Below are 25370 nucleotides of genomic sequence, written 5' to 3'. Positions count from 1 at the left end.
TTGAGGGAAATCATTTTCTTGGGATTAGTAGTGTTAATAACCCCTGTGGAAACTGTGGATAACTCGATCCGGCCGCAGGATCCAGCGGTTAAGCCCTGTTCATCCATTGTGGGCGAGCCTAGTTTTAAACAGGCTGTGGATGGGGATAACAATTTTTGGGTTTTTGCTGATCCACAGGCGCCTTAAGGGTTTTAAGCCCATTAAGCAGGGTTGTCCCCTTAAGTATCCACAGGGTTATCCACATGCACCTGTTAATAAGGTAGGGAGGCGCCGGGTCAGGAGTCGCGCTGCTGCTGTTTGATCCGGTTGGTGAGCTCGGTGACCTGGTTGTAAATCACACGGCGCTCAGCCATCAGCTCACGGATCTTGCGGTCAGCATGGATCACCGTGGTGTGGTCGCGGCCGCCCAGTTCCTGGCCGATCTTGGGCAGCGACATGTCGGTCAGCTCACGGCAGAGATACATGGCGATCTGGCGGGCTGTGACCAGGGTCCGGGTCCGGGACTTGCTGCAGAGCTCTTCCATGGTGAGCTTGAAGTAGTCAGCTGTCTGGATGAGGATTTGGCTCGACGTGATCTCCTGGGCGCCGTCATCAGTGATGAGGTCCTTCAGGACCATCTCCGCGAGGGCAACGTCGACGGCCTGGCGGTTCAGGCTGGCGAACGCGGTCACGCGGATCAGGGCGCCCTCGAGCTCGCGAATGTTGCTGGAGATCTTGGACGCGATGTACTCCAACGCATCGTCCGGCGCCGAGAGGCCTTCGCTGAGCGCCTTCTTCCGGAGGATGGCGATGCGGGTTTCCAGTTCCGGCGGCTGGATATCGGTCAGCAGGCCCCATTCGAAACGGGACTTCATCCGGTCCTCAAAGCCAGCAAGCTGTTTGGGGGGCAGGTCGGAGGTGATGACCACCTGCTTGTTGTTGTTGTGCAACGAGTTGAACGTATGGAAGAACTCTTCCAAAGTCCGGTCCTTGCCTGCGAGGAACTGGATGTCATCGATCAGCAGCACATCCACGTTCCGGTACGTGGTCTTGAAGCTCGCACCCTCGTCGTCGCGGATCGAGTTGATGAAGTCGTTGGTGAATTCCTCGGAATTCACGTACCGAACGCGGATTCCGCTGTATAGCCGCCGGGCGTAGTGGCCGATCGCGTGCAGGAGGTGGGTTTTGCCCAGACCCGAGTCACCGTAAATAAACAGCGGGTTGTACGCCTTGGCGGGCGCTTCGGCGACAGCCACGGCGGCAGCATGGGCAAAGCGGTTGGAGGAGCCGATCACGAAGGTGTCGAAGACGTATTTGGGATTCAGCCGGCCGAATTCGTGGGATGTGCTGGGCAGCATGGGCTGCGGCTTCTGTTCGATCAGCTGATCCGCAGAATAGGACGGTTCGACGACGGGTTCGGGCTCTTTATGGATGGGCACAAGGTCCGTGTCCACATCGATGGCGCAACGAATGTCTTCGGAGAAAACGTTGTGAAGGGCGTCGTCCAGGGCTTCTTTTACCTGGGTCTGCAGGACTTCGCGGGTCAGTTCGTTCGGGACGGCTACCAGGAGGGTGGATCCGATCAGGCCCTGGGCCTGCGCCAGGATGACGAATCCGCGCTGCCGAGGCGAAACGCGGTCATCCTGCTCGAGGAGGCTCACCACGCGTCGCCAGGAACTTCCGACAGTATTGGCGTGGTTGGCTTCGTCTACTGTCATCAATCGGTTCCTCAAACTTGCTTGCCTGCATTACGTTGCAGCCCAAGTCCGGAACCAGGAGTCTGGTTCAGCTTCATCCACAGGGTTATGCACAGTCCGTGGATAATCGGCTACTGAGCCACTCTAGGGGATCAAAACGCCAGAAGATAGCTGGGAAGTAGCTTGTGGATAATTACACGGGTGTGGTTCCAAAACTGGCCGTGTGAGCCACTTCATCCACAGGCTGTGGGGACACGTTAGCCACAGCCCCGGGCACCCACCGAGGCCCCCGTCAGTTTGACTCTGGCAAGCCGTTTGCCCTAGTGTTGTGAAGTCCTTTGTGTACGCTTTCTGTCCCCATCTGAATCTCTCCAACGCCTTGCGTTTGAGCAGCCGGGGGAAGCGTGCATATACAAAACTTAGCGTCGGCCAGTTCTTCCCAATTACTGATCGGGTGGGCGCACCTTTGATCCACTGGAGTAACTAACGTGAGCAAGCGGACTTTTCAGCCGAATAACCGCCGTCGAGCCAAGAAGCACGGCTTCCGCCTTCGTATGCGTACCCGTGCCGGCCGCGCCATCCTGGCAGCCCGTCGTGGCAAGGGCCGCACCGAGCTGTCGGCCTAATAACTGACTCGTCGGTTTACATTTCTTTGCGAGTTTAAGGTGCTGGCCACCCGTAACCGTTTAAGGACTGCAACTGATTTTTCAACAACCGTACGTTCCGGTGTCCGCAATGGACGCCGGAACGTAGTGTTATATGCGGCAGCCTTGGCTGCCGACGAACCCAGCCGGATCGGGTTCATCGTTTCCAAGGGTGTCGGGAACGCTGTGGTCAGGAACCGCGTTAAGAGGAGACTGAGAGAAGCCGCTGCCGGCTCGCTGAGCGAGTATGGTACCGGTTTCGCCATAGTGGTGCGGGCACTGCCTGCTTCCGCGGACGCCAGCTGGGACCAACTGCTGGCGGACTATAGGTCTGCACTGGAATCGACCACGAGCCGGTTGGGCAGCCGCCTTCCGCGGGCTGCTGTAGGCGGTTCAACCGGTACAACACAGGAAGGGACACAGCGTGCATAAGGTGACTGCCGCCGTCGTCCGCTACCTTCTTCCCGGCGTTACCGCCGTGGGCACGTTCATCTGGAACCTGCCCAAAAATATTCTTATCCTGCTGCTGATGGCCTACCGCAAGGTGATTTCGCCCTTGTACGGCCAGGTATGCCGCTTCTTTCCTTCATGCTCGGCCTATGCGCTTGAGGCAATCACGGTCCACGGGGCCGTGAAAGGAACGTGGCTCGCAGCGCGGCGCCTGGTGCGCTGCCATCCGTGGAACTCCGGCGGAGTGGACCATGTCCCCGCCGGCCACCGCCACTGGCCTGAAAACCGGACCCCCAGAATTGTTGTCCTGAACAACCCGGACAAGTACCTGGCTGCTCAGACTGATGGAGAAGGCCGCACTGCGGCCTGACGAATAGGGATATCGTATGGACTTCTTTGAAACAATCATGTTTCCGTTCAAGTGGCTTGTGTCCGTCATCATGGTGGGATTCCATGAGGGCCTGACTGTCATTGGCCTGCCTGCGGCCAACGGCTGGACGTGGACACTGTCCATCATCGGCCTGGTGCTGGTGATCCGTGCGGCGCTGATCCCCGTTTTCGTCAAGCAGATCAAGGCGCAGCGCGGTATGCAGCTGCTCCAGCCCGACCTGAAGAAACTCCAGGACAAGTACAAGGGCAAGACCGACCAGCTGTCCCGCCAGGCCATGGCGCAGGAACAGATGGCCATGTACAAGAAGCACGGCACCAACCCGTTCTCGGCCTGCTTGCCCATGCTGATCCAGATGCCGTTCTTCTTCGCCCTGTTCCAGGTGCTTTCCGGTATCAGCAATGCCAAGACGCAGGGCAAGGGCATCGGCGCGATGAGCCAGGAACAGGTCATCCAGTTCGACGAATCGAGCATTTTCGGCGCGCCGCTGTCCTCCGCACTGTTGCATGGCGGGGCCACGAACGTTTCCGTTGTTGTCCTGAGCATCGTGATGATTCTGGCCATGACGGCCTCGCAGTTCATCACGCAGAAGCAGATCATGGCCAAGAACATGTCCGAAGAGGCCATGGCCAGCCCGTTCATGCGTCAACAGAAGATGATGCTCTACATCCTGCCGGTCGTGTTCGGCGTGGGCGGCATCAACTTCCCGATCGGTGTCCTCATCTACTGGACCACCACCAACCTCTGGACCATGGCGCAGCAGTTCTTCGTTATCCGCCGGATGCCGACGCCGGGATCCCCCGCTGCGAAGGCTCTCGCCGAGCGCCGTGCGGCCAAGGGCCTGCCGGCCCTGCCCATTCTGGGCGGGAAAAAGGCCGACGCCGAAGCGGAAGCAGCTGCCGCCGCGGCAGTTATCGAGCAAAAGGGACAGCGTGTCCAGCCCCAGCGTAAGAACAGGAAGAAAAAGTAATGTCAGCCGAAAGCACTGAAAACGCCCTTTCCGACGAGATCATTGACGATCAGGACGAAGCCTCGACGGACACTGACGACAACCCTAAGGGTTCCGCTGCCAGCCGCCTCGAGGAGGAAGGCGACGTCGCTGCAGACTATTTGGAAGAGCTCCTCGACATCGCCGACATCGACGGTGACATCGACATCGAGGTCCGGAACGGACGGACCTACATTTCGATCGTCACGGAGGACGAGACCGATAGCCTGGACAGCCTGGTGGGCGAGGACGGAGAAGTCCTCGAAGCCCTGCAGGAACTCACGCGGCTGTCCGTGCTCTCCGCGACGGAGAACCGTTCACGCCTGGTGCTGGACATCAATGGCTACCGCCAGGAGCGTGCCGGCCACCTCCAGAAGATAGCTGAGGATGCAGCAGCCAAAGTGAAGGAGACGGGTGAGGCCGTGGCTCTGGAGCCGATGAGTGCCTACGAACGAAAGATCGTTCACGACGCCGTTGCTGACCTTGGCCTGGTCAGTGAGTCCGAAGGCGAAGGCGCCGGCCGCCACATCGTCGTATCCGCCGACTAGAGAATTGCTGATCCCGTTAACCATGGTTGATATCACGGCAGCTGAGCTGCTGGCGGCTGAGAAGATCTTCGGCGACCGCCTGGACCTCGCCAAGCGCTACGTTGAACACCTCGCGACATCGGGGACGGAACGCGGGCTGATCGGGCCCCGCGAGATTCCCCGCCTGTGGAGCAGGCACGTGCTCAACTGTGCGGTCATCGAAAGTGAGATCCCCCAGGGCAGCCGGGTCGCCGACGTCGGAAGCGGTGCAGGTCTGCCGGGATTGTGTCTGGCCATTGCGCGGCCTGATCTTGAGCTCACTCTGATCGAGCCCCTGGAGCGGCGCGTCATCTGGCTCCAGGAAGTGGTGGACGATCTGGGCCTGACCAATGTCACTGTGATGAGGACCCGCGCGGAGCTGGCTGTTGGCATGGTGGACGCGGATGTGGTGACCGCGCGGGCAGTGTCTGCGCTGACTAACCTGGCTGGTCTGACGATTCCGCTGCTTGCCGGCCACGGCGAGGTTGTGGCCATTAAGGGCCGCAGCGCCGGGGAAGAGATTGAGAAGGCCGCGAAGGTGATCCGCAAACTCGGTGGTGTGCAGACGAGCGTGCTCACGGTGGGTGAAAACCTGCTGGAAGAGCCAACGACTGTGGTGCGGATCGTAGTGAACAAGACCCGAAAGATTGCCTAGTCCTGGCCCGGTAACCTAGGTCTGCTGGGCGAAGCGGTTAGGCTAGACAACGGCAGGAACAGCAGAACGAGAGTGAGTGTGTCCCAGTGACCAGTAGCGAAGCCCACACACGACGGATCCCCCCGTTTGTGTCTTTGGGGTCGGCACGTTCCTTTGCTGGCATGGGTTCCGCACCGGTGCGCGGCGAGAATCACCCAAATCCGATTGCAGCCGTAGCAGCTGTTTCACGTGAAACGTCGGGCAGCAAAACAAACGTCATCGATACCATGGACGACTCAAGCCCGATTGCCCGTGAGTTGGCGCATGAGACCAAGCGCCGGGAGCGTCTGGTGGGCCGGAAACTGCCCAAGCCGGATAAGACGAGGGTGTTCACTGTATCCAACCAGAAGGGCGGAGTGGGTAAGACAACCACTACCGTGAACATTGCCGCGGCGCTAGCTGCCGCAGGCCTCAACGTGCTTGTCATCGACATTGACCCGCAGGGCAACGCCTCCACCGCGTTGGGTGTTGAGCACCATGCCGACGTGGACAGCATCTACGACGTCCTGATCAACGATTTCCCGCTGGCTGACGTCGTTGCGCCCTGCCCGGACATCGGTAACCTGATTTGTGCGCCCGCAACCATTCACCTGGCCGGCGCCGAGATTGAGCTTGTTTCGCTGGTGGCCCGTGAGCAGCGGTTGCGCAGGGCCATCGACGTCTATGCGAAGACCCGTGCCAAGAATGGTGAAGAGCGTCTTGATTACATCTTCATCGACTGCCCGCCGAGCCTGGGCCTGCTGACAGTCAACGCCTTCTGTGCCGCCGGCGAGGTGCTGATCCCGATCCAGTGCGAGTACTACGCGCTTGAGGGGCTCAGCCAACTGCTGAAGAACATCGAGATGATTCAAAAGCACCTCAACGCAGATCTGGTGGTTTCCACCATCCTCCTCACCATGTACGACGGCCGTACCAACCTGGCAGCCCAGGTTGCGGCCGAGGTCCGGCAGCATTTCCCGGACCAGGTCCTGGGCGCCGTGGTACCCCGCTCGGTGCGCATTTCAGAAGCACCGAGCTACCAGCAGACTGTGATGACATACGATCCTTCCTCCAGTGGCGCACTGTCCTATCTGGAAGCCGCAGCGGAAATCGCCGAGCGCTAGAATCTTCAAGAACTGCAACAACCGGAGTCCGGCAGCGCCGGAGTCTTCCATCGGAGGGATTTATCCATGAGCGAAAAGCGACGCGGCCTTGGCCGCGGTCTTGGCGCACTCATTCCAAGTTCCGCCGCTGGCAACGGGTCGGGAAACGGGACACCTGCATCGCGGCCCGTCGACCTGTTCTTTCCTGAGGGGCGGAAGAAGGTGGATTCCGCGGCGGACGCCGGTGAAGCGTCAGCGGATTCGTCTGTTCGGTCGCCGCTGGCTGTGGTGCAGGAAAAGCGTACCGAGGACGCTCCGCTGACTTCCGACGTGATTGAACCAAAGAGCCGGGCGGTTACGAAGCCGAACAGCAAGGCAGCCCCGGAACCTGCGTCCGCGAAAGCTCCGGCCAAGGCCCCGGCCAAGAGGCGCCCCGCAGCCACGTCCGATGAAGCCGTAGCTGTTCCGGCGGAACCAGCGGATGCCACTGGGACTAATAAAGTGGTTGCTGCTCCCAAGGACGAAAGCGCCGTCGATGATAACGGCGTTGATCTGGTTGAGGTCCCAGGCGTCCGGTTTGCCGAGATCCCGGTTACCGACATCCATCCGAACCGCAAACAGCCCCGCTCAGTCTTCGATGAGGATGACATGGCGGAGCTCATCCACTCCGTGCGCGAAATCGGTGTCCTCCAGCCAATTGTGGTCCGAACATCAACCGAAGTTGGTGGCGAACCCTTTGAGCTCGTCATGGGTGAGCGCCGCTGGAGAGCTGTCCAGGCCGCTGGGCTGGAGACCATCCCCGCGATCGTGCGGGACACCACGGATGATGATCTTCTTCGGGATGCCCTCCTGGAAAACCTGCACCGCAGCCAGCTGAATCCCCTGGAAGAGGCGGCGGCGTATCAGCAGCTGCTGGAAGACTTCGGGACGACGCACGAACAGCTCGCGGACCGTATTGGCCGTTCCCGCCCGCAGGTGTCCAACACCCTTCGCCTGCTGAAGCTTCCACCCCTGGTGCAGCGCCGTGTGGCGGCGAGTGTTCTTTCAGCCGGCCATGCCCGCGCGCTCCTCGCCTTGCCGGACGCGGCAGCTATGGAAAGACTTGCGCAGAAGATTGTGGCTGAGGGTATGTCGGTGCGGGCGACCGAAGAGGCCGTGACGCTGTACCAGGATCCCGCAAAGCCAGCCAAGAACAACATCCCGCGTCCGGGCGCCCGTCACGAGCGCCTGGACTATCTGGCGTCGTCGTTGTCCGACCGGTTGGATACCAACGTAAAAATTTCCCTGGGAGTCCGAAAGGGCCGCGTCAGCATAGAGTTCGCCAGTGTTGAGGACTTGAACCGGATCATGGATGTTCTAGCTCCCGGATCAGATAACTAGCAAACATCAGCGCGAAGCTGCGAGGGCCTGTTTCACGTGAAACAGGCCCTTCGTTTTGTCTTCGCCCCTCCCCGGCGGGGCAGGGAGTCCTCCTGGCTTGCTGTGTTGTGGTAGCTGCTACGGCGCGGGCCCGGATATTGGCCGAACGAGCCGCCGGTGTGTTTGAGGAGTGTGCTTCTTGCTGGGAACGGAGAACGCGGCGCGATGGACGTGCCGCGGGCGCTTTGTTTGTGCGTCTGCTGGGTGGGTCCGGAGTGGCGGACGGCGGGGCGGGCTGCCGGCTGGCCGTATCGGCTCCACTCCAGATCACACTGGTCTCACTTGGCCGATGGATACCGATGGGCTGGCGATTGCCTTGTGTCCTTGAGCCATCCCGCTACATATAGGTTTCGTGGTACTTTCGTCTGAGGATGATAATTGGGAACGGCCGTCCGGGAGTCTTTCTGGCTCCTTGTGGCATGCGTGTTTGGTTCTGGCGTGGCTGTGACGTGATGGTGGCTGGCCATGTGACCGAGGTTTGGGCTGTGGGCGTCCGGGCGATCTGCGCTGTGGGCAGTTCCCCGACTGACCAGTTGAGCGAGTTCGAAGACTTGAATACCTCGTCTCACAAGGAAGCGCCGCACTGTTTCACGTGAAACACTGATGCTCGAAGTCGGCTTGACGACACAAGGCCAACCGAAAAGACTGCACACAATCTCTGACAAAGTCAGAGAGTCAGAGAATCAGAGAGTCAGAGAATCAGGAGGTGTTAGTGCAGGCGCTTTGCGCGTACTGCCGTTCTTGTTGGTGTTGGAGTGCAGGTAGATGACCTGGAGCTACTTGGCCCGCTATTCTACGGGCCGCTCTCTTGTTCCGCGAAGGTGGAGCATGGAGCCAGTCCGCAGGGCCATGAGAGTCCTCGCTTCTTTCAAGGTGGATAGAGAACGCCGTGAGTGATGTAAACAGCCCAGCGAAGAAGGTATCGGACCCGCCAACTCAGTATGGCCAAGAGGCCCGTTCATCCCCGATAGATAGCTGTCGCTCGTCGCTGCAAGCGCACGGTACTCAACCCAGCCCAGAACCCTGGACGTTCCAGGTTCCGAGCTACCGACAGCGAGCGTTGCTCATGTTTCACGTGAAACAATCTGCCGACGCGCATGGCTCCATTGTCTATTGCAGAGGACCTCGAGGTTGGGTACAGATACAGCTAGCCCGTTGAAGTGCTCGCGGCACTAGGCGAACTGATAGCAGCATCCCAGTAGCGGGTCGAATCAAGGAGTTGCTCTTCCCAGTTCTTCGGCTATCGGGGCACATGCTCCAATTGGCAACACCATCCGAGGAGACCCCGAAGCCGGGCATTCCCCCTCGGGGAGGCAGGAGGAGCCTTGAGGCCCTTCGGCTAAGTACAGGCCCACTGCGTTGTCCAGGCCCGTTGCCCTGTCCTGTTCAGGTCCGGCGCTCTGTCCCGATGAGGCCGGCCCCGCTGTCCTGTTCAGGCGCGCCCAGGACGGGACGGCCCACAGAGAGCCGTTCATGGACCGCTGCGGCATGGACTGATGCAGAACACGACTGAGATCACTGAAGGGATCAGCAGGACTGGCCGGCATACCAAGGGGCGCTTGGTGGACCGCCTGGGCACTCCCCCGGAGCTGGCTTGTCGGTGGGAGTCAGGCAAAAGCCTAAGGGGGCCCCATGTGCAGGCGAGATGATTTGCTTCCGCCAGTTCCTCAACTAAACCTGGGTAGCACCGGCCGGCACGGGTAGTCCCCCGCAGCGTTATGGACCTGCCCACAAGAGTGGAGAGGTTCTCTTTCGACCAGGTCATGACATCGGGTGCCACGGCTCTGACCCGTGACCCAAGGGGCTGAACTACTACCGAAGCGGCGACCGTGAGACTCACTTCCCCGGCATCAACTACGGTGTCCCAGGCCGCTCGTTCAGATCGGTCCATGTCACTTGTCGTCAATGCGTCTTACACCCTGCACGTCGTCCTGCTGCACTGGTTCACCCGCCGGGAGCACGAGGTGAGGGAGTGATTGTCATCGTGCGGGTCGCAGAGCCATACGGCTGGCGACAAGTCTCCAAGGGCTGATGCGGCAGTCTGTATGGTCGGACTCCATCTTGATGGATACCTTTGGACCTCAAGAATTCGTCCGTTGGAGAGGCCAGAATTTCACAGCACGCGGATCCGGCGTGAGGAGGTGGGCAGTTTGACTGCGGTGGATATCGCTGTGGATAACTTTGTGGACAGCGACAGGTGAGGTGGTGGATAACGTGTGAGATTTCTCCCTTCCAGTGAACCCGAGCGCTGCGCGATATCGCAAGCGGCGGCCGCGTTGCGTGGGATGTTTCACGTGAAACGGACCTCCCGCTCACATCGGATGTGCGTATGCACAGACACTATGCCGTAATGGGCTGATTTAGCACCTATTTGTGGAGTAGATCCGACATTCCGCGTCGGAAGAATTCCATTCGCTCCAGCCGCCGAGTGCGGGCCGTACCGGCGGAGATGCCTGAAGCATATGGAGTACGAGCTCTGCGCGTAGTGACCTGTTTCGGAAGGCTGTGGATAAGTGTGTTGACAGGCCTGTGGATAGTTGTGTGGATAACTCCTGGGGATAAGACGATGATGTCGGTAAATACCCACTCGTGGCGCGTCCGTTCGGTGCTGTTGGAAGGGCCGAAGTTGCCAGCAGCAGCGCGTATGTCCGAGCTCGCGGCTGGGCCCATCTCTAAGGCATCGGCGCCCATGCCGCCCTGGTCACACCAGTCGGACATCTGACTTCGGGCCGATCCCGTGCACTGCGGACACTAAGGCGTGTGCAGCGTCGTAGGTATCGCGGTACCACACCTGCTTGTTTGCCTCGAGGCTCCTCCCCTACACAGTCGATTTGAGGGCGGCGAACCTCGCAGGCGGCCCGTGAACAGGACGGCATGCCTTCGTCGACTGACTTTCCATGGATACGGGCTACTTCTTCGACGGCTTGCCGGCGTGCCCAATGCGGATGCTCGCGCTGGCTCCATGTGCCCCGGACTGCTGAGTCGAGACTGTGCCCGGACGGTACGATATTCGACAGTGACTGTGCCGGGGCGCTTGGAGGATCTCCTCGGCTTTCCGCCAGAGTTTCTCATTGTCTCGGAGGGCCGTTGCGGTTCCGAAGAGGAGAATGCCAGCACGATGATGTTTCACGTGAAACCGTCAGGCACATCCGTAAGGACGTATGCGTCTGGGCTCTGCGACCAGTAGCTCTTCGACCCCCAGCTCTTCGACCGTTGGCGGCTTCCCCTGGGCCTACCTTCTTGGGACTGAACCCCACACCGTCGCAGCAAGATCATGACTGCTTTCTACGGCGTTCACGTTTCACGTGAAACATACGGAGTCGGAGTCTTACAACCACGTAACCAAAATGGGCCCCTCGGTCCTTGCGTTCAACTCGTCTGTCTTGCCCGTTCGTGTTCAATGAAAGTTGGCGCGCGACAATGCGGCATGAAACGACGATCGGGTAGAACAAGAAATTTGGAGTTCAGCAAAGGTGTCACGGGGTTCGCTCGCGCGGTATCGGCCCAGGGCCGTCAAACCTCTGCGGCATAGTGTCGAAAGAACTGCTATCGAGAAGGCTGGCGTTCCTTTGGGTTCGGTGGAAACAAAGGGCTCTTGAGAAATGCGCAAAGTATTGCTCGTCGAGGGAAGACGCGCGGGCGGCATACGGGTACCGGATCCCCCGAAGGTCTAGGGACGATGGCTCTATTTCGACTCGCAGCAATCGATCTGAGAACGATTGTCGCGTCCTCTATGCGCTGTCATATGCCGCGTGAGGCACCGATGGTTCGGAACGAGTTTGTCGTAAGGGCCAAAAGAACGGGGCCCAGCAGAGCCCATAGCGGGGCGGTCCAGCCGGCGTTTGTAGACCCTCTCTGACTACACCGATCCCATGTATGGCGGGGTATTGCGCCGGGGAGTGGAAGCCCATGTCAGAGGTGAGCAGCGCTGCAGCCTCATGAATCTTCTACTGCTCTCCCGCCGACATCAACGGAGGTCCACCCCTTCATATCGTGTTGGAGACCGCACGTTTGGGGACCAGCAGGGGGTGTTGGAAAACAGAAGACGGGGCACTAGCCACGGAGTGGGCATCCCACCGCCTGAACTCCCCTCTATCGCTGAGCTGTATTTGCGGTGCGGACGCCGCTACGGTGTCCCCGCAACACCACATCTCAACAGTGCGTCATGACATTTGTAGGATAATTGGGCTCCCTAGTGGAATTCTTGAACGGCAACGCCGAGGTTCCTAGTTCTTTGATCGTCCCCTATTCACTGCCTGGTCAATGTCAGCTTTTGCTGGAAGTGGCCCTTTGACCGCTTATGTGTGGGCCTATGCGCGGGGAACAGCCATAACAAGCTGGAATCCTGGCTGACTATCAGGTGCTGAAACGAGATACAGCTCTCTCATCGCCTCCGGTCTGGCACTTGGTCGGAGGTGTTTCACGTGAAACATTCGGAATTTGATTTTGATCCAGTGCCCAAGTTCATTGTCCTTAGCAATTCGCGCTCTATTCTGGCTAGGGTTCTGTTTCACGTGAAACAATTCTCCGCTGACATGCAGGGTGCAGGCCGCGCAGAGGTCCTGATGTGGTCCAGATACTGACGACTGCCAGTCGCAGAGCAGGACGGCGGTGTCGTCGCCAATGAATACTAAAGATGCCAAACTGTGGCGGGCGTCGACGTACACCCAGCCGGGGTACTCAGAGGGCGGATCCCCCACTCCTGTCCTGGACTTCGCCGGTGATGAGGTCCCCTTCCCAATGGCCTGGCGCGGCGGGGTCCTCGACCTCGGGTGGGCGCCCGGAAATCATGTCTGATTCGGGTTGAACGCTGTCCCAGGTTAGGCCCGTAGAAGCGCAACCTTGCGCTCAGAGCAAAACGGGCAGCCGGGGGGCCCGTTTTGCTCTGAGGAATTCAAGTCAGAATGATGATCCTCGTGTGTGCGCGTTGCCGTATTCTGAGCACCGAAGTAGCTGAGCACATGGACGGTTGTACGCCGGCGGGGCACCGGAGTAGTGAGCCAATGACCGGGCAGCCCATCACTGGACTTACGGATAGACACTGACCCTCCCCCGGGATACGGGGCAGACCTACGTATCACTGGTCAGGGAGCTCCTGGGATGTTTCACGTGAAACATCCCAATTTGCCGCAGTCCGCGCCGCAAATTGTTTTCGAATACTGTTTCCTGATTTGCACACTAGTCAGACCCTTGAGTCACAAAGGGAATACTGAGCGCGTTCGGATTTTCCGGGGGCTCTCGTGGATTGCTGGACGAAGTTGGAGCTGTAAACAACCGGTATGAGTTCCATAAACGGACTACGAAGTGGTGCCTGACACACGTGTGGCCACCACTTCGACGAAGCGGCGGCCACAAGCGTCTGAGCGATCTATTTCAATTATGAAAGAACGTCAGCAAATTCCTTTTCGAAGTACTGCTTGGGCCGGGCTCCGATGACAGTGCTCTTCACCTCGCCACCCTGGAACAAGTAGACCGCCGGAATGGAAGTGATGCCGTACTCGGCAGCGATGCCAGGGTTGTCATCGACGTTGACTTTGACAACGTCGACCTTCTCGCTGTACTCAACCGAGATCTCATCGAGGATCGGTCCCAGCTTCCGGCACGGGCCGCACCATTCAGCCCAGAAGTCCACAATTACCGGCTTTTCGGCTGACAGGACATCTGTGCTGAAGCTTGCGTCTGTTACGTCTTTTGCGTTGCTCATAGCGTTTGTCTCTCTCTTCGTGTGCGGTGCCGCGTGTTACGCGTGCAGGTCTGCGAGGTAGTGCTCCACGTCGATGGCTGCGACACAGCCGGACCCTGACGCGGTGATGGCCTGACGGTAGGTGGGGTCCACAACGTCGCCGGCGGCGAAGACGCCCGGGATGCTTGTCCTGGAGCTCCGGCCGTCCACCGCAATGGTGCCCTCCGCCGTGATCTTCAGGGTGTCTTTGACGAGGTCGGTCCGCGGATCGTTTCCGATCGCGACAAACACGCCGGTGACGGCGAGGTCCGTCACGGTGCCGTCCTGCAGGTTCTTGATCTTGAGGCCGGTGACCTTGTCCTGGCCGACGACGTCGTCCACGGTGCTGTTCCAGATGAACGAAATCTTCTCGTGAGCCAGTGCGCGGTCAGCCATGATCTTAGAAGCCTTGAGCGAGTCGCGGCGGTGCACAACGGTCACGGACTTGGCGAACTTCGTAAGGAAGAGCGCCTCCTCCATGGCGGAGTCTCCCCCACCAATGACAGCGATGTCCTGACCTTTGAAAAAGAAACCGTCGCAGGTTGCGCACCAGCTAACGCCGTGCCCGGAGAGGCGCTTTTCGTTGGGGAGCCCCAGCTCCCGGTAAGCGGAGCCGGTGGACAGGATGATGGCCCGTGCCTGGAACGTTTCGCCTGTGCCGATGGTGACGGTCTTGATGTCACCCTCGAGATCCAGCGCGGTGACGTCCTCAAACTGGATCTCGGTCCCGAACCGGGCCGCCTGCTTCTCGAAGTTCTCCATGAGGTCCGGCCCCATGATTCCCTCCGGGAAGCCCGGGTAGTTTTCGACATCGGTAGTGTTCATCAGCTCGCCGCCGGCGGTCACTGAGCCCGCGAGCAGAAGGGGCTTCAGGTTGGCCCGTGCGGTATAGACAGCGGCCGTGTATCCAGCCGGGCCCGAGCCGACGATGATGACATCACGTACTTCGGACGCGGTGTTTTCTGCGTTGCTCACTGAACGGTGAACCTCTTCCTTAGTCGATGCGCCGGATTTCCTGACCGGCCACATGGCACAACTGAATGTTGGTGGTGAATATTCCGCGACCGCATTCCGGGCCGCGACCCCAGGGCCGGACCGGGTGGTGCAGGCAACGGCCCGCGGTTCCGCTATTGAACCTTGATTTCCGCCAATCGGATCCCGTAGCCGTAGCGGGTCTTCGGTGCAGCCAGCCTGGGTAGCGTCTTGATGGAAACAATTACATACTGCGCCTTGACCGGTTCGGCCAGGGGCATGGTCAGGTCGGTGGAGGTGAAGCTGTTGGTTCCCACCAGTTTGGCACCGTCCAGCGACGGACGATCGTTCGTGTAGACACTGAGGTTGCCGCCGGATGCTCCGAGCTGGGTCAGCGTGACGGATGAAACCGTTGCCGGGCTCTTCAACTTCACGAACAACGGCACGCCGTCGGGGGCGAGTCCGCCCCAGGCTTCCGTGGCAAACTCCATGTCGGACCAGTAGCTGGCAGCGTTGCCATCAAATGCCTTCACAAGATCCACATCGTAGGTGGCTGCGAAATCGAAATTACCCTGGCGGGTGATGTTCTCGATCGCAGGCGGCACCGCCGGCGGTGCTGAGGAACTGGCGTTCGGAGTCGGGGTGCCCGTATCAGGAGCCGGGGTCCCGGTGGCTACGGGTGACGGGTTGGCCTGGGGGCCTCCGTTGAAGAGGCTGCCCAGATTGGTGAGGGCGAACACCAGCCCCGCGATCAATACCACTGCAAGCAGGCCGCCCACGAGCCACCGCATGGACCGGGGCTCTCGCTCCGGCTCATCATCTTCGTAGTAGTCGCTGGAATCGTCAGTGGGGGGTACCGCGGCAGCCGCCGGAGCGGTTTTACGGGCCAGCGACGGGAAGGCCACAGCCGAACGGTTGGACTGTTTTGTGGGCTCGGGCTTCACGGCATCGCCTTGGCCGGTGTCCTGGTCTTCGGCGGAATAGTCGTCCTCGGACCACAGCGAAACCTTTGGTTTGTCCGCCCCGGTCCGGTGGTCCGGCTGGCCGCCTGTAGCGCCGGCCCGGGGCACAACACCCGTGCCGGTTCCACGTCCCGTCCCGGAAATAGGCTGCTGGTCGGCGGGCTGGACCTGCTGCGGAGCCGTTTCCTGCTGGCGCGAAGCGGCCGCACCACCGGCAATGCCGGCAGCCGCCCCAGCCGCGCCCGCCGCAGCCGCACCAGCCGAACCTGCGGCAGGCCCGGCGCCACGCGGGGCGCCGGCAGCAGGGCGTGTGGCCGGCCGAATCGGGGGCCGGGCCGGAACTACGGGCGGGACGTTGGGTGCCGACCGGTAAGGGTCCACCTGCGGGGGGTGAGTGTCCGCGTAATTGATGTAGCCGGCGTCGACATTTTCTTCGTCGTCATAAGGCTCGGGCTCATGCGACCGTGGCTGGCCGAAAATTTCGCTGCCCAGGGTGTCCGTGAAAAACGGTTCAACGTAGGGGGCATCAGAGGCAACCACGAGGTCGAGCAGATCCGCCGCGGACGTGTGGTTGGTAATGAGGTACGTGGCTGCTTCGGTGACGCCGAGGTCAAGGACCTGCACACTGCCGGGACGCTCACCGGTAGCCACCTCGCGGGCACTTTGGGCCACCTGCTCGGTGTTGTCCGGGCCGGCGACCAGAATGCTGACCGGACGGTTGAGCACCTGGTCCACCCCGTCCAGCACCAGATCCTGGTCGTGTGAGGTCAGTACCGTGGCAGTGACCTTGTAGCGGCCGCCGAGTACTGATCCAACGTCGATCGGGTGGGACACGTGTTCCTCCTAGGCTGTCCGGGCATTGGTGGCGTCGACGAATCCATTGCCGGCCGGAGCCGGACAAACGCCGGCCGGCTAGCCGGATTACACCTGGCCGCAAATACCCCTGTTCAGGTTCGATCCTAGCCGATTGGCCATGGCCGCCGCGGGCGACAGGCAGCCGGTGACGCCGCTGAGATTACTTTTTACGGGGCCGGCGGGGCCTGAAATGCGGGTTCCTGCCGGGCTGCCCCTGGAAGGTGCGCCGGCCGGGTAGCGGAATCTCTTCGCGCAGCAGGCCGCCGCGTGCGGTGGCGGGAACGTCTTCGGCCGGCAGATATTCACCTGAGGGTTCGGTGCCCTGTTCCGGGGAGACCGCCGTGCGGGCCGCAGGTGCCTGGCGTTCGGGTGCCGGCCCCGCGCGGAACGAGGTGGCGTCGAATTCGCCCGAGATGCGCGGAATGAGACCGGTATCCACCGAGACCGTGGCGCGTTCCGGCGTCGGACGTTCCGCACCGGAACCGGAACCGGAACCGGAACCGGAAGCGGACGACGACGGCGTGCCCCCCGTTGTGTCCGACGGTCCGGTTCCGCCGCGCCCCAGCCGCCCGAGCAGGGGACGCAGCAGATCGCGGAGTTCGGAGACGTGGAAGATCTTCAGCAGGAAGACGTAGACCACCAGCATGATGGGTCCGACCACGATCAGGGTCACCAGGGCGGCGATCCGGTCGCTCCAGGCAAAGCCGTCTGCGCTGTAGCTGCCCATCAGCCAGAGGGCGCCGGCACCGGCAACAGCCGAGCCGAGCGCTGCATAGCCCATCCGGATGTAGGAGTTGGCGATGCGCGGACCGTCGAGGTGGCCGAGCAGCCGGCGCAGGAAGTAGGCGCTGATGACCACGGAGAGGATGTTGCCCACCATGTAGAGGATGGCGATCGCGTAGATGATCTGGCCCACGGGCATGAACTGGATGGCAAAGGCGCCTGCCACGTAGACCACCGCCAGCAGGAGCTGGACGTAGAACGGGGTGCGGGCATCCTCGTTGGCGTAGAAAACGCGCGACATCATGAAGTTTGCGCTCATGAACGGAGTGCTCAGCGCCAGGATGGTGAGCGTCTGGGCCAGCATGACCCCGTCCTGCCGGAGTCCGCCGGAGAAGAACATGCCCAGCGGTCCGGCCAAGGCAAAGAGCGCCAGTGCACCAAAGACCGTGGCTACGGCCATGGTGCGGAGCCCGTGCGAAAGCGCATCGCGCAGTTCGTTGCGGTTGCCGTCCTGGGAGGCGCGGGTCATCCGGTTGAAAAGGACCGTGGCGAGCGAAAGCGCAATGATCGAGTGCGGCAGCAGATACAGCTGGCTGGCCACCTCGAGCACGGCGTTGCCGGGCAGCATCTGGGCGGCCGGGTCCCCCGCCTCCTTCAGCCGCAGGCGCTCGGCACCGGGAATGGTGGCGATACGCATGACATACAGGAAGGCCAACTGCCCGACGGCGGCGGTCAGGAGTGTCCAGACACTCAGCTTTGCTGCCTGGCCGAGCCCCACTCCGCGCCACCCGAATTTCGGCCGGAGGCCAAGTTTCAGGCGGAAGACCGGGACCAGCAGGATGGCGGTCTGGGCGATCACCCCGATGGTGGAGAACCCTGCCACGAGCAGGGTCTGGGTGGAAGTCCAGGTGTCGAGGTTATGCGGGTTGACGGCGTTCTGGCCGAAGATCCAGATGAACATGCCCAGCCCGGCGATGCCCACCACGTTGTTCAGGATGGGCGCCCACATGGCCGGCCCGAAGGCGCCGTTGGCGTTGAGGACCTGCGTGAGCAGGGCGTACAGGCCGTAGAAGAAGATCTGCGGCAGGCACCAGAAGGCAAAGGACACCGCGAGGGCCTGCTGCTGGGGTGAGTAGCCCTGGGTGGTCAGCTCAATGACCCAGGGCGCGGCGAGCGTGACCAGGGCCGTCAGGCCCAGAAGCAGGAGCACGGCCAGCGTCAGCAGCCGGCTGATGTAGTCCGCTCCCCTGTCGGGGGCCTTGCTTGCCTTGATGATCTGCGGCACCAGCACGGCGTTGAACACGCCTCCGGCCACCAGCAGGAAGATCAGGTTGGGCAGGTTGTTCGCGTTGATGAACGTGTCATTGACCGTGGAGCCGAGGCCCAGGGCGGCACCCAGCATCCAGGTCTTGCCGAAGCCGAGGAAGCGCGAAACCAGGGTGCCGGCCGCCATGATGGCGCTGGAGCGGGTTTCGCTCGCGCCGGCGGGCACTTTCGGTTCCGCAGGAACACTCGGTTCGGCAGGCACGATTGGTTCGGCAGGAACACCCGGTCCGGCTGCCGGTCCGGTGGAACCCGTGCGGCTTGCGCTATTGGAGGGAGGATTGGAAGCTGACATCGAGTTCATCGTCTCACCCGGACGCTGTTTGTTAGGCACCGGAGCGTCCCGCTCCAGAGCATCGGCCGGCCCTGGCCTGCGGCGAAGGCCTTAGAGGTGTTCGGGGAGGACGTCCCGGGCAAGGTCCGCGATGCGGCGCTCATTGGGAAAGGACAGCTTCCGTGCGAGTTCCCGGATGGGCACCCACGCCACATCCACGGCTTCATGGTCAGGATCGTTTTCAATGGTGAGCTCCCCGCCCGTGGCACGCAGCAGGTAATGGTGCACTGTCTTGTGGACGCGGTGCCCGCTGACAGTGAACCAGTAGTCGATGCTGCCCAGCGGGGCCAGGATGTCGCCCTCAATGCCGGTTTCCTCGGCAATCTCACGGACGGCCGCCTGCTCGTTGTTTTCGTCGCCCTCGGGGTGGCCCTTCGGCAGGCACCACTCCAACCGTCCGCCCCTGTTAAGGCGCGCGATAATGGCCACCCTCAGTTCGGCGTCGGACGTGTCCACCACGACGCCTCCGGCGGAGATTTCCTCCACGGTGGGAAGCGAGGCCGGCGCCGAGTGCAGGGCGGGCGCGACGTGGGCACCGATTGCCGACGGCAACGGTGCGCTTGTCCTCCTGCCGGGAGCGCTCGGTACGGGATGGGCCATGCAGTCCACTCTAACGACTCTTGCCCGTTCTTGATGACCGGAACATGACATCAAGATGGACCGGACATGACTCACTTTGGGCGCCGCTACGCGAATCGGGGTGATCTTGAGCAGATTTTGGCCTGCTAAGCCGCAGGTTTCTGACAAGCTTAAGTAACTATGGCGCACGCACATCACAAGACTGATTCCCACACCGTCGATTTCCAGGTGGACCCGGTGGTCCTGGAGCTCGGCCAGCGCTTCGTTGATGCCGGACACGAACTGTCCCTTGTGGGCGGTCCGGTGCGGGACCTGTTCCTGGGACGCGCGTCGCTGGACCTTGACTTCACCACGGACGCCACCCCGGACCAGACAGTTGCCCTGATTAAGAAGTGGGCAGACAACTTCTGGGAAATTGGCCGCGCCTTCGGGACGATCGGCATGCGGAAGTCCGGCTTCCAGATTGAGATCACCACGTACCGGGCCGAGGCGTACGATCCTGAGTCGCGCAAGCCGGTCGTGGCTTTCGGCACCTCACTGACCGATGACCTGCTGCGCCGGGACTTCACCATCAACGCGATGGCCCTCCGCCTGCCCTCCCTTGAACTCGTTGACCCGTTCGGCGGCGTGCGGGACCTCCACTCCTCGGTGCTGGCAACGCCTGGTTCCCCTGAAGACTCCTTCTCCGACGACCCCCTCCGCATGATGCGCGCCGCCCGGTTCGCCTCACAACTGGGCATTTCGGTCCACCCGGACGTTCGCGTGGCCATGGTTGGGATGGCCGAACGCATCACCATCATTTCTGCCGAACGCGTCCGGGACGAGCTGATCAAACTCATCTGTGGCGCCGCTCCCCGGACTGGCGTGGACCTGCTGGTTGAGACCGGTCTCGCCGAGTTCGTCCTGCCGGAAGTGTCCGCACTGCGCCTCGAATCGGATGAGCACCACCGCCATAAGGATGTCTATCAGCACTCGCTGCAGGTGCTGGAGCAGGCGGCCGGCCTGGAAACAGACGCCGACGGCGCGGTGCCGGGTCCCGACTTCGTGCTGCGGTTCGCAGCGTTAATGCACGACGTCGGCAAGCCGGCTACGCGCCGCTTCGAACCGGGCGGTGCGGTGAGCTTCCGCCACCACGACATGGTGGGATCCAAACTCACCGCCAAGCGGATGAAGGCCCTGCGCTTCGACAACGACACCATCAAGGCCGTGGCCCGGCTGGTGGAACTGCACATGCGCTTTTACGGTTACGGCGAGGCCGGCTGGAGCGACTCTGCCGTCCGCCGCTACGTCACGGACGCCGGTCCCCTGCTGGAGCGGCTGCACCGGCTGACCCGATCGGACGTCACCACCCGTAACCAGCGCAAGGCTGAACGGCTCGCCTTCGCCTACGACGACCTGGAAGACCGGATCGCCGCATTGCGCGAACGGGAATCCCTGGAGGCAGTCCGCCCGGATTTGGACGGAGCACAGATCATGGCCCTCCTTGGGCTCAAACCTGGTCCCGTGGTGGGCCGTGCGTACAAGTTCCTGCTGGAGGAACGGATGGAGCATGGCCCGCTGCAGGCGGAGGAGGCCGAAGCCAGGCTGCTCGCGTGGTGGGCACAGCAGCCCGAAGCGGCACCTTCGCCTGCAGAAGAACCAGAGCCGGCTGCCGGCGTCGAACTTTCCCCCACTGAGGAGTCCAAATGACTGACCCGAACACCGCGCCCCGCCCCCAGCTTTGGATCCTGCGCCACGGCGAGACGGAATGGTCAAAAAGCGGGCAATACACCGGGCTCACCGACCTCCCCTTGACGGTCGAAGGCGAGCAGCAGGCCGTGGAAGCCCGGAAAATCCTGGACCAGGTGGACTTCGACCTCGTCCTGACGTCACCGCTGCGCCGGGCAAGGCGCACGGCTGAACTTGCCGGCTTCCCCGATGCGCAGCACGAGCCGCTCGCGGTGGAATGGAACTACGGGGACTACGAGGGCATCAGCTCGGACCTCATCCGAAAGGACAACCCGGATTACCTCATCTGGACCCACGGCGTGCCCAACGGAGAATCCCTGGACGAGGTGGCGGCCCGCGCGGACAAGATTGTTGCCCGCGTGCTGGAATCCGGACTCGACAACGTGCTGATTGTGGCCCACGGACATTTCTCCCGGATCCTCACGGCGCGCTGGCTTGAATTGGCCCCCACCGAAGGCCGCCACTTTATTCTGGGCACGGCCAAAGTGTGCACCCTTGGATGGGACAAAAAGACACCAGCTATTGTGCGCTGGGGACTCTAACCAGGCCTTTCCTGAAATTTATTTAGAATCTTTCCGGAATTAACTGGCGGACAGCGACGAAGGTAGGGTATTTTTATTTTCAGCCCCAGAGCGATTCCGCCGGGGCACGGCGCCCGTTGCCAGGCCAGTCTGCTGGAGCAACGGCTGACAGAAAAGGAGGTTGGGAGAAATGATTACTTTGACTAGCGGATGGAAGATGACCATCACCGCCACCCCGGCCTTCGCTGCTGCTGCGCGCCGTTTTTCTGGAGTCGTTGCCTCCTAGCCCCGCCTGACCGCCGCATGGCGGCAGTTCGGGACCTGGATACCACCCGCCTCGGCGCTCTCTTACTGCCAGGACTCCGTTTACCGGGACTCCCTTTACTGCCGGGCCGGCGGTGACAGCAAAACACCTGGTGTCGTTCCTTTCACAGCCGCCTGCCGTCTGCCGTCATTTCACCCGAACATTCGCATTTGCGATCCGCTAATTAGCCCGGGCATTCCTGTGCCTCATTACCGCCAATACTGAAGCGAGCCTCATTGGCGCTAATTGCCATGCCCATTTCCCCCGGAAAGGAGGTGAGTGCTTTGATAAAAAAGATCAAAAAGGCGTTGTTTCTGCTTCGCTTCCCAGTCCGAACCGGGCGCCGCGAATTCAATGTTGAACTGTTGAACCAACACCGGGAAGATGCCTACGCGCTGGTGCACCAGCAGACGGCCGGGCTGCGCTGAGGCGGGGGCCGAAGCAAAACGGCACCCGCCCGCACGGGCCCTGTCCCGGTAAGCTCAGGGGCATGCAGGAGACGAAGCCGCCGGCGCGCCCACAGCGTGCCCGCCTGGTTGTTCCCAGCCGCAGTGACCTGTTGCTGAAGAACTTCACGGAACTGATTGGCGGGCCCATGGGCGCCCGGTCGGCGCCCGGCATCGTCTCCCCCGGGGTGTTTACCGTGGAACGGGTCCTGATCATCCTGACAGTGCTGGCCGCTCTGTGCGCTCTGGTGATCAAGGGCTACTGCCGTGTCAACGGCTGGCAGAGCCCGGGCCAGTTCTATTCCACCTGCTATTCGGATTTCCCCGACCTCTTCCGGAACCGGTCCCTCGGAGAGGACCCGTTCGCCTTCCTCAGCCCGGGCCATCTCTTCGAGTATCCGGTCCTCACCGGTTTTATTGCCGCCGTCACCGCCTGGCTCATCCCCGGTCAAGGTGTCACTGATAGCCGCACCCTCGGCTATTTTGACGTTAATGCCGCCCTGATAGCAGCCCTGTGGATCGTTGCAGTCCTGGCCACGGCCCGACTGTCACAACGGCGCCCTTGGGATGCGGCCATGGTGGCGCTCGCGCCGGGCATTGTGCTCGCCGGAACCGTTAGCTGGGACCTGTGGGCGACAGGCCTGCTTGCTGTAGGGATGCTGTGTTTCGCGCGGGAACGGCTGGTGCTGGCCGGCGTGCTGATCGGGCTCGCCGCAGCAGCCAAGCCCTACGCCGCCCTGGTTCTGGCCGCCGTCTTCCTGCTCTCCCTCCGCACCGGCCGGCTCAGGGCATTCTTTCTGACCGCGGGAACAGCCGCGGCCGCCTGGGTGACGGTCAACATTCCCGTTGCGCTGGCCAATCCCGCCGGCTGGACGTACTCTCTCGGATTCCCGGTGTCCCGGGAGGCGGGCTACGGCTCGGCGTGGTTTGCCTACAATCTGGCGGCACGCCGCCTGCGCTGGCCCGTTCTTGACCCGGGTGCCGTCAACGTTCTGGCCCTGGCCCTCTTCCTGCTGGCCTGCGCAGCTGTCGCCTACATTGCCCTGACGGCTCCCCGGCGCCCGCGGCTGGCGCAGCTCGCGTTCCTGCTGGTGGGCGCCCTCATTCTGACAAACAAGGTGTACTCCCCGCAGTTCGTGCTCTGGCTCATTCCGCTGGTGGCGCTGGCCAGGCCGCGGTGGCGCGACTTTCTGGTGTGGCAGGGGATCGAAGGCCTCTATTGGGCTGCGGTGTGGATGTACCTCGCACAGGTTTCGAGTCAAGGTCCCACGCAACACAACATTGACATGCCCTACTACGTTCTGGCGGTGGCAGCACATATGCTCGTAACTGCATATTTGATGGGTCGGGTGGTTTGGGACATCTATGATCCGAACTACGATCCTGTGCGCAGGCACCATCTCGATGACCCGCATGGAGGTCCGTTCAACGGGTTGCCGGACCGGTTGCGCCTTACTCCCCTGAATCCCTCGAAAGCAATCCTCACCGGAAGGGCGAAGCACCATGGCTGATGTCGCCGTCGTAGGTTCCGGTCCCAACGGACTCGCCGCAGCCGCAGTGATGGCCCGGGCCGGGCTGTCAGTAGAAGTCCTGGAAGCTGCGGGGACGATCGGCGGAGGTACCCGCACCACCGAACTGATGCAACCGGGCCACCTGCATGACATTTGCTCGGCGGTGCATCCCATGGCCCTGGCATCCACCTTCTTCCGCGATTTCGAACTGGAGCGCAGGATCAAGCTGGTGGTTCCGGAGCTCGGGTTCGGTTCACCGCTCGATGGCGGGAGGGCTGCGCTCGGCTATCACTCGCTGGAGCGCACCGTCGAGGCACTCGGCCGCGACGGCGCGGCGTACGGGAAGCTGCTCGCTCCCCTGGTGAGCCGCATCGACGGCGTCATGGACGCCACCCAGCACCAGTTACTGAGGATCCCGAGGGATCCAGTGGCGGCTGCACTCTTTGGGCTGCGGACATTCGAACAGGGGACTCCGCTGTGGAACGCCCGCTTCCGGGAGGAACTGGCGCCGGCCCTGCTGAGTGGTGTTGCGGCACACGCTGTTTCGCATCTGCCGTCATTGGCGGCGGCGGGGGCGGGCCTGATGCTCACCGCTCTGGCCCATGCGCAGGGATGGCCCATTCCCCAAGGGGGTTCGGCTGCTATTGCCGAGGCCCTCGCGGCGGACATCCGGGCCCACGGTGGTGTAATCCGTACCGGGGAACCCATCGATAGCCTCCGGCAACTCGGTGGGGCGCGTGCAGTCCTGCTGGACGTTGCACCCCGGGGACTGCTTGAGATTGCCGGGGAGAGCATGCCCGCAAAATACCGGCGCTCCCTCGAGGCATTCCGCTACGGGAATGGTTCCTGCAAGGTGGATTACATCCTGTCCGGGCCGGTTCCGTGGGCTGCTGCCGAGCTGGCTGACGCCGGCACAGTGCATGTAGGCGGCACGCGGAAGGAAATGTCTCGGGCCGAGAACGAGGTTTCCGCGGGGAAGCATCCTGAGCGTCCCTACGTCCTGGCGGCGCAGCCCTCCCGGTTCGACAGCAGCCGGGCCCCCGCAGGGCGCCACATTCTGTGGGCCTATTGCCACGTCCCCGCAGGCTCCACGCGGGATATGGGCGAGGCGGTGACCAACCAAATTGAACGTTTCGCGCCAGGGTTCCGGGACGTGGTGGTGCAAACCCACGTGACCACGGCGGCCGAACTGGCAAGTTACAACCGGAACTACATCGGCGGGGACTTCAGCGCGGGCATCATGGACGTTCGCGGGCTTCTTCAAAGGCCCGTTGTGTCCCCAATTCCCTGGCGGACACCCCTGCGGGGAGTGTATTTGTGCTCGTCCTCCACGCCGCCGGGCCCGGGCGTCACAGGGATGCCGGGATTCTTCGCTGCTAAACATGCACTAAAGGACATATTCGGCCTTGACGTGCCGCCGCTCGGGCTTCAGCCGTAGTTCGGGCCTGGCGTGGTGAACGGGCTTCCGCAGGGATGTATCGCG

The 25370-nt window shown here is 61.9% G+C and carries 19 protein-coding genes; 13 read left to right on the top strand and 6 right to left on the bottom strand.

All coding sequences use genetic code 11. The features are described 5' to 3' along the window. Window positions 1-275: 275 nt before the first annotated feature. A complete protein-coding gene (gene dnaA / locus SBP01_RS19685) occupies window positions 276-1697 on the bottom strand; it encodes a chromosomal replication initiator protein DnaA (RefSeq protein WP_275212956.1) in 1422 nt (473 codons plus the stop codon). Window positions 1698-2164: 467 nt separating this feature from the next. On the opposite strand from dnaA, the gene rpmH reads away from it, so the two are divergent. From rpmH to SBP01_RS19645, 8 genes are all read left to right on the top strand, one after another. Then, window positions 2165-2302, top strand: a complete 138-nt coding sequence (rpmH, locus tag SBP01_RS19680) for a 50S ribosomal protein L34 (RefSeq protein WP_003800212.1) — start codon at window positions 2165-2167, stop codon at window positions 2300-2302. A 39-nt stretch (window positions 2303-2341) separates the two neighbouring features. Further along, complete coding sequence (rnpA, locus tag SBP01_RS19675) at window positions 2342-2752, top strand: ribonuclease P protein component (RefSeq protein ID WP_320537019.1); 411 nt, start codon at window positions 2342-2344, stop codon at window positions 2750-2752. Then, entirely contained in the window at window positions 2745-3140 is a 396-nt protein-coding gene (gene yidD / locus SBP01_RS19670; RefSeq protein WP_275212960.1) for a membrane protein insertion efficiency factor YidD, read from the top strand. Before rnpA ends, yidD begins: the two co-directional genes overlap by 8 nt. A gap of 16 nt (window positions 3141-3156) precedes the next feature. Next, a complete protein-coding gene (yidC, locus tag SBP01_RS19665) occupies window positions 3157-4128 on the top strand; it encodes a membrane protein insertase YidC (protein WP_275212962.1) in 972 nt (323 codons plus the stop codon). Continuing rightward, window positions 4128-4694 (top strand): protein jag, encoded by a 567-nt coding sequence (locus SBP01_RS19660; protein ID WP_275212963.1) that lies wholly within the window; start codon window positions 4128-4130, stop codon window positions 4692-4694. The genes yidC and SBP01_RS19660 overlap by 1 nt, the downstream gene beginning before the upstream one ends. A 22-nt stretch (window positions 4695-4716) precedes the next feature. After that, on the top strand, window positions 4717-5367 hold the full coding sequence (gene rsmG, locus SBP01_RS19655; protein WP_275212965.1) for a 16S rRNA (guanine(527)-N(7))-methyltransferase RsmG: 651 nt from the start codon (window positions 4717-4719) through the stop codon (window positions 5365-5367). A 266-nt stretch (window positions 5368-5633) separates the two neighbouring features. Further along, on the top strand, window positions 5634-6509 hold the full coding sequence (locus SBP01_RS19650) for a ParA family protein (RefSeq protein ID WP_414004249.1): 876 nt from the start codon (window positions 5634-5636) through the stop codon (window positions 6507-6509). Window positions 6510-6575: 66 nt separating this feature from the next. Next, window positions 6576-7868, top strand: coding sequence for a ParB/RepB/Spo0J family partition protein (locus tag SBP01_RS19645; RefSeq protein ID WP_320537016.1), 1293 nt, complete (start codon window positions 6576-6578; stop codon window positions 7866-7868). A gap of 5416 nt (window positions 7869-13284) precedes the next feature. Here the strand turns inward: SBP01_RS19645 and trxA are convergent. The 5 genes from trxA to SBP01_RS19620 all read right to left on the bottom strand — a co-directional run bounded on the left by trxA (window position 13285) and on the right by SBP01_RS19620 (window position 19350). Beyond that, a complete protein-coding gene (gene trxA, locus SBP01_RS19640; RefSeq protein ID WP_275212969.1) occupies window positions 13285-13611 on the bottom strand; it encodes a thioredoxin in 327 nt (108 codons plus the stop codon). A 36-nt stretch (window positions 13612-13647) separates the two neighbouring features. Beyond that, complete coding sequence (trxB, locus tag SBP01_RS19635) at window positions 13648-14604, bottom strand: thioredoxin-disulfide reductase (protein WP_320537015.1); 957 nt, start codon at window positions 14602-14604, stop codon at window positions 13648-13650. Between the two features lie 152 nt (window positions 14605-14756). After that, the gene (locus tag SBP01_RS19630) at window positions 14757-16397 is read right to left on the bottom strand and encodes an ABC transporter substrate-binding protein (RefSeq protein WP_320537014.1); all 1641 of its coding nucleotides are present in this window, start codon (window positions 16395-16397) and stop codon (window positions 14757-14759) included. Between the two features lie 181 nt (window positions 16398-16578). Then, entirely contained in the window at window positions 16579-18759 is a 2181-nt protein-coding gene (gene murJ, locus SBP01_RS19625; protein WP_320537013.1) for a murein biosynthesis integral membrane protein MurJ, read from the bottom strand. A gap of 90 nt (window positions 18760-18849) precedes the next feature. After that, window positions 18850-19350, bottom strand: coding sequence for an NUDIX hydrolase (locus SBP01_RS19620; protein ID WP_275213141.1), 501 nt, complete (start codon window positions 19348-19350; stop codon window positions 18850-18852). 207 nt (window positions 19351-19557) lie between these two features. Between SBP01_RS19620 and SBP01_RS19615 the strand changes: the two genes are divergently transcribed. The 5 genes from SBP01_RS19615 to SBP01_RS19595 all read left to right on the top strand — a co-directional run bounded on the left by SBP01_RS19615 (window position 19558) and on the right by SBP01_RS19595 (window position 25325). Then, on the top strand, window positions 19558-21066 hold the full coding sequence (locus tag SBP01_RS19615) for a CCA tRNA nucleotidyltransferase (protein WP_320537012.1): 1509 nt from the start codon (window positions 19558-19560) through the stop codon (window positions 21064-21066). Then, on the top strand, window positions 21063-21647 hold the full coding sequence (locus tag SBP01_RS19610; protein ID WP_275212975.1) for a histidine phosphatase family protein: 585 nt from the start codon (window positions 21063-21065) through the stop codon (window positions 21645-21647). The genes SBP01_RS19615 and SBP01_RS19610 overlap by 4 nt, the downstream gene beginning before the upstream one ends. Before the next feature lie 534 nt (window positions 21648-22181). Next, window positions 22182-22358 (top strand): hypothetical protein, encoded by a 177-nt coding sequence (locus SBP01_RS19605; RefSeq protein ID WP_320537011.1) that lies wholly within the window; start codon window positions 22182-22184, stop codon window positions 22356-22358. Window positions 22359-22420: 62 nt separating this feature from the next. Further along, window positions 22421-23887: a glycosyltransferase family 87 protein gene (locus tag SBP01_RS19600; RefSeq protein ID WP_320537010.1), complete on the top strand. Its 1467-nt coding sequence runs from the start codon at window positions 22421-22423 to the stop codon at window positions 23885-23887. Continuing rightward, a complete protein-coding gene (locus tag SBP01_RS19595; RefSeq protein WP_320537009.1) occupies window positions 23880-25325 on the top strand; it encodes an NAD(P)/FAD-dependent oxidoreductase in 1446 nt (481 codons plus the stop codon). The genes SBP01_RS19600 and SBP01_RS19595 overlap by 8 nt, the downstream gene beginning before the upstream one ends. Window positions 25326-25370: the final 45 nt, after the last annotated feature.

The sequence above is a fragment of the Pseudarthrobacter sp. IC2-21 genome (genome assembly GCF_034048115.1).
GTDB lineage: Bacteria > Actinomycetota > Actinomycetes > Actinomycetales > Micrococcaceae > Arthrobacter > Arthrobacter naphthalenicus.
This window is presented reverse-complemented; position numbering and strand designations above follow the sequence as displayed.

Excerpts from the sequence above, each read along its gene's own strand:
- rsmG (WP_275212965.1), top strand. The coding sequence starts at position 4,717 with ATGGTTGATATCACGGCAGCTGAGCTGCTGGCGGCTGAGAAGATCTTC.
- yidC (WP_275212962.1), top strand. The coding sequence starts at position 3,157 with ATGGACTTCTTTGAAACAATCATGTTTCCGTTCAAGTGGCTTGTGTCC.
- SBP01_RS19645 (WP_320537016.1), top strand. The coding sequence starts at position 6,576 with ATGAGCGAAAAGCGACGCGGCCTTGGCCGCGGTCTTGGCGCACTCATT.
- dnaA (WP_275212956.1), bottom strand. The coding sequence starts at position 1,697 with ATGACAGTAGACGAAGCCAACCACGCCAATACTGTCGGAAGTTCCTGG.
- SBP01_RS19600 (WP_320537010.1), top strand. The coding sequence starts at position 22,421 with ATGCAGGAGACGAAGCCGCCGGCGCGCCCACAGCGTGCCCGCCTGGTT.
- trxA (WP_275212969.1), bottom strand. The coding sequence starts at position 13,611 with ATGAGCAACGCAAAAGACGTAACAGACGCAAGCTTCAGCACAGATGTC.
- SBP01_RS19605 (WP_320537011.1), top strand. The coding sequence starts at position 22,182 with ATGCCCATTTCCCCCGGAAAGGAGGTGAGTGCTTTGATAAAAAAGATC.
- SBP01_RS19610 (WP_275212975.1), top strand. The coding sequence starts at position 21,063 with ATGACTGACCCGAACACCGCGCCCCGCCCCCAGCTTTGGATCCTGCGC.
- SBP01_RS19595 (WP_320537009.1), top strand. The coding sequence starts at position 23,880 with ATGGCTGATGTCGCCGTCGTAGGTTCCGGTCCCAACGGACTCGCCGCA.
- SBP01_RS19615 (WP_320537012.1), top strand. The coding sequence starts at position 19,558 with ATGGCGCACGCACATCACAAGACTGATTCCCACACCGTCGATTTCCAG.
- SBP01_RS19650 (WP_414004249.1), top strand. The coding sequence starts at position 5,634 with ATGGACGACTCAAGCCCGATTGCCCGTGAGTTGGCGCATGAGACCAAG.
- murJ (WP_320537013.1), bottom strand. The coding sequence starts at position 18,759 with ATGTCAGCTTCCAATCCTCCCTCCAATAGCGCAAGCCGCACGGGTTCC.
- SBP01_RS19660 (WP_275212963.1), top strand. The coding sequence starts at position 4,128 with ATGTCAGCCGAAAGCACTGAAAACGCCCTTTCCGACGAGATCATTGAC.